A 4,251-nucleotide genomic window follows, 5' to 3' on the forward strand; every position below is an offset into this window, starting at 1 on the left:
CATCACCAGCCTGGACGCCGCCGCCAAGGCCGCGGCCGCGGTCGACGGCAGCTTCGCCGTCGGCCTGGCCGATTCGCGCGGCCGCGTCTTCCTCGCCGTCGACCGTTTCGCGGTGCGCTCGCTGTGCTGGCGCATCGTCGGCGACCGGCTGCTGTTCGCCGAACGTGCCGATGCGCTCGCCGCCGTCGAGCCGGCCGCGCCGCTGGCGCCGCAGGCGATCTACGACTTCCTCTACTTCCACTCGATCCCGTCGCCGCGCACGGTGTTCGAAGGCGTGTACCGCCTGCCGCCGGGACACTGCGCCTGGTACGACGGCCGCCAGCTCGAGCTGCGGCGCTACTGGGAGCCGCGTTTCGACGAGGTCGAGCGCCCGGATTTCGACGCGCTGGCGCGCACCTTCCGCGGCCGACTGCGCGAGGCCGTGGCCGGCGAGCTCGACGGCAGCAAACCCGGCTGCTTCCTGTCGGGCGGCACCGACAGCTCGACCGTCGCCGGCATGATCAAGGACGTCGCCGGGCGTGCCGCGACCTACTCGATCGGCTTCGAGGCCGAGGGTTACGACGAGATGGCTTTCGCGCGCATCGCCGCGCAGCGTTTCGGCACCGAGCATCACGAGTACTACGTGACGCCCGAGGATCTGGTGCGCAGCATCCCCGAGGTCGCGCGCCACTACGACCAGCCCTTCGGCAACTCGTCGGCGCTGCCGGCCTACTACTGCGCCAAGATGGCGCGCGAGGACGGCGTCACGCGGCTGCTGGCCGGCGACGGCGGCGACGAGCTCTACGGCGGCAACGCGCGCTACGCCAAGCAGCGTGTCTTCGGCTGGTACGACAGCGTGCCCGGCGTGCTGCGCCGCGGGCTGCTGCAGCCGCTGCTGGAAGGCACGCCGATCGGCGCGCTGCCGCTGGCGCGCAAGGGCCGCAGCTACGTCGAGCAGGCCAAGGTGCCGCTGCCCGACCGCATGCAGATGTACAACCTGCTGCTGCGCCTGGGCACGGCCGAGGTGTTCACGCCCGACTTCCTGGCCCGGGTCGATGCGGCCGACACGCTGCGCCAGCAGCGCACCGTCTGGGCCGAAGCCGGCGACGCGAGCGCGCTCAACCGCATGCTGGCCTACGACTGGCGCTACACGCTGGCCGAGTCCGACCTGCCCAAGGTCTGCGGCAGCACCTCGCTGGCCGGGGTCGCGGTCGCCTTCCCCTTCCTGGACCGCGGCGTCGTCGACTTCTCGCTCGGCTTGCCGACCGACTACAAGCTGAAGGGCCTCAAGCTGCGCTGGTTCTTCAAGGAAGCGCTGCGCGGCTTCCTGCCCGACGAGATCCTGGCGAAGAAGAAGCAGGGCTTCGGCCTGCCCTTCGGCGTCTGGGCGACGCGGCACGCGGGGCTGAAGGCCTTCGCCACCGACACGCTGCAGTCGCTGGCCGGGCGCGGCATCGTGCGCCGCGACTTCATCGAGAGCCTGCTCGCCGACCGGCTGCCCGCGCACCCGGGCTACTACGGCGAGATGGTGTGGATCCTGATGATGATGGAGCAGTGGATGCAGGGCCAGCCGGCGGCACGCGCGCTGCGCGCCTGAAGGCGACGGAGGCCCGCGGTGTCGCTGCTGACCGTCGTCATCTGCACCCACGACCGCGCCGGGCTGCTCGAGCGCACGCTCGACTCGCTCGACGCCGCGCTGCGCCCGGCAGCAGGCGCCGAGCTGCTCGTCATCGCCAACTGCTGCCGCGACGGCACGCACGCGCTGCTGGAGGCCCGGGCGCAGCGCCCCGGCGGCCTGCCGCTGCGCTGGCTGGCCGAGCCGGCCAAGGGCAAGTCGCACGCGCTGAACCTGGCGCTGCGCGAGGTGCACACGCCGCTGCTGGCCTTCGTCGACGACGACCAGCGTGCCGACCCGGGCTTTCTGCAGGCCATCGTCGCCGCGGCCCAGGCGCAGCCCGAGGCGGCGCTGATCTGCGGCCGGCTCGTGCCCGACTGGGACGGGCGTGAACCCGCCTGGGTGCACGACGACGGCCGCTACCGCATCTACCCGCTGCCGGTGCCGACCTTCGACTGCGGCGATGCCGGCCGCTGGATCACGCCCGACATCGCGCTGCCCAGCGGCGGCAACGCCGTCGTGCGCACCGAGTGGCTGGCGCGCATCGGCCCGTTCAGCACCACGCTCGGCCCGGTGGGCCACGACCTCGGCGGCTCCGAAGACTCGGAGTGGTTCCTGCGCGCGCTGGCCGCCGGCGCCCGGCTCTGGTACGCGCCGCAGATCGTGCAGCGCCACTACGTCGACCCGGCGCGGCTGGAACTCGGTTTCCTGCTGCGGCTGACACGCCGGCGCACCGCGTCCACCGTCGGCCTGACAGGGCACGGCGTGCCGCCGGACGGCGTGCCGCTGTGGGCCTGGCGCAAGCTCGCCGGCTACGCCGCGCGCGCGCTGCTGTCGCCCGGCGCGGCACGGCGGCGTTTCTTCCTGATGCGCGCCGCCGCCGCGCTCGGCGAAGTCGAGGGCTACCGCCGGCTGCAGCGCGCGGCTCGCCCGGGCGAACACGCTTGAGCGCCACACCCGCGGCCACGCCCCCGGCGCTCGGTTTCGCTGGTTGCTGGCGGCCCGGAGCGGCGCCGGCCATGAGCTGCGCCGCGGGCGGCGGCCAGCAGTTGCAGGTCGACCGCCGCGACGGCCTGCTCGTCGCCTGGCACGGCGAGCTGCACGCGCTGCCGGCACTGGCCGCCGAGCTCGCGCTGGCGGCCGACGCACCGCCGGCCGCCGTGCTCGCCGCCGGCTGGCGGCGCTGGCACACGGCGCTGCTGCCGCGGCTGCAGGGCTGTTTCGTGCTGGCGCTGGCCGACGGCGACGAACTGCTGCTCTACCGCGACCCGTCCGGCCTGCGCAACCTGTTCCACGCGGCGCCGGCCGACGCCGGCATCACCTTCGCCTCCTGGCTGCCGGCGCTGCTGCCGCCCGGCGCACCGGCCATCGCCCGCACCGGTCTGCACGAGTACCTGCGCTTTCTCGACCTCGCCGCACCGGCAACGATCGCCGCCGGCATCGGCGCGCTCGAACCCGGCCAGGCGCTGCACCGGCGCGGCGGCGAGCTAAAGACGTTCTTCGCGGAGTTCGAACGGCCCGCCGTGCCGGCTTCGTTCGAGGCCGCGGTCGACGCCGTCGAAGCGGCGCTGGACCAGGCCATCGCGCTGCGCCTGGACGGCGCGCAGAACCCCGCCGCCTTCCTGAGCGGCGGCATCGACTCGGCGCTGCTGTGCGCGCTGGCGGCGCGCCGGCGGCCCGACCTGGTGGCGCTGACGGTCGGTTTCGACCGCGCGCCCTTCGACGAGGCACCGGCGGCGGCGCGCATCGCCACCCACCTGGGCCTGCGCCACGAGGTGCTGCGTTTCGACCTGCGCGCGCATGCCGCGGCCTTCGAACGCCTGGCCGCCGCCGCCGACCAGCCGCTGGCCGACCCGTCGACGCCGGCGACGCTGCTGGCGCTGGAAGCCTGCCGCGGCCGCTTCGACGCCGTGCTCGACGGCACCGGCGCCGACGAGGCCCTGGGCCTGATGCCGCCGCGCCATGTGCGCATCGCCGTCGAATGGGCGAGCCGGCTGCCGCCGGGCTGGCGCCGCCGGCTGGCAGGCGCCGTGCCCGCCGGGCTGGCGCCACTGCTGAACTTCGAACACCCGGCCGAGACCATGATCCGCTGGCGCGGCTTCGGCCGCGGCGAGATCGAGGCCTTGTGCGGCGAACCGGTGTCCTTCGCCGGCACACGCTTCTTCCGCAGCTTCGCGCGCTTTCGGCCCGGGCAGCACTTCGAGCGTTACAGCGCGCTGCTCGACGCGATGCCGTCGGAACGCCTGACGCAGGCCATGCTCGCCAGCGGCCAGGCGCTGCGTTTCCCCTTCGCCGGCACCGCCGCCGAGCGCCTGCTGCGTGCGCTGCCGCCCGACTGGCGCTGGCGCCCCGGCGAGCCCAAACGCATCCTGCGCGCGCTGCTGGCGCGCCATCTGCCCCGCGCGCTCTGGGACACACCCAAACACGGCTTCGACTTCCCGCTGCCGGCGCTGCTGGCCGACGAGGATGGGGGGCTGGTGCGCCGCCATCTGGACCCCGGACGCTGGCAGCATCGGGGGCTGATCGACGCCGCCGGCGTGCAGCGGCTGGCCGACGGCCTGGCGCACGGCGAACAGGGCCTCGCGTTCCGCGTCTGGGCGCTGGCCGTGCTCGACGCCTGGCTGCAGGCCCGCACCGACCCGAGCAAGACCCGATGA

At 74.5% G+C, this 4,251-nt stretch carries 3 protein-coding genes; all 3 read left to right on the plus strand.

All coding sequences use genetic code 11. From position 1 onward, the window contains the following. On the plus strand, positions 1–1,576 hold a 1,576-nt coding region (locus CKO43_RS25055; RefSeq protein ID WP_200380367.1), incomplete at its 5' end, for an asparagine synthetase B family protein. Positions 1,577–1,594: 18 nt separating this feature from the next. Further along, on the plus strand, positions 1,595–2,542 hold the full coding sequence (locus tag CKO43_RS25060) for a glycosyltransferase (protein ID WP_200380368.1): 948 nt from the start codon (positions 1,595–1,597) through the stop codon (positions 2,540–2,542). A gap of 71 nt (positions 2,543–2,613) precedes the next feature. Beyond that, positions 2,614–4,251, plus strand: coding sequence for an asparagine synthetase B family protein (locus CKO43_RS25065; protein ID WP_200380369.1), 1,638 nt, complete (start codon positions 2,614–2,616; stop codon positions 4,249–4,251).

Origin of the sequence: Rubrivivax gelatinosus, assembly GCF_016583785.1 — a bacterium.
Classification (GTDB): Bacteria; Pseudomonadota; Gammaproteobacteria; order Burkholderiales; family Burkholderiaceae_C; genus Rubrivivax; species Rubrivivax gelatinosus_B.

Coding starts and splice junctions, on each gene's coding strand:
- CKO43_RS25065 (WP_200380369.1), top strand. CDS start 2,614: ATGAGCTGCGCCGCGGGCGGCGGCCAGCAGTTGCAGGTCGACCGCCGC.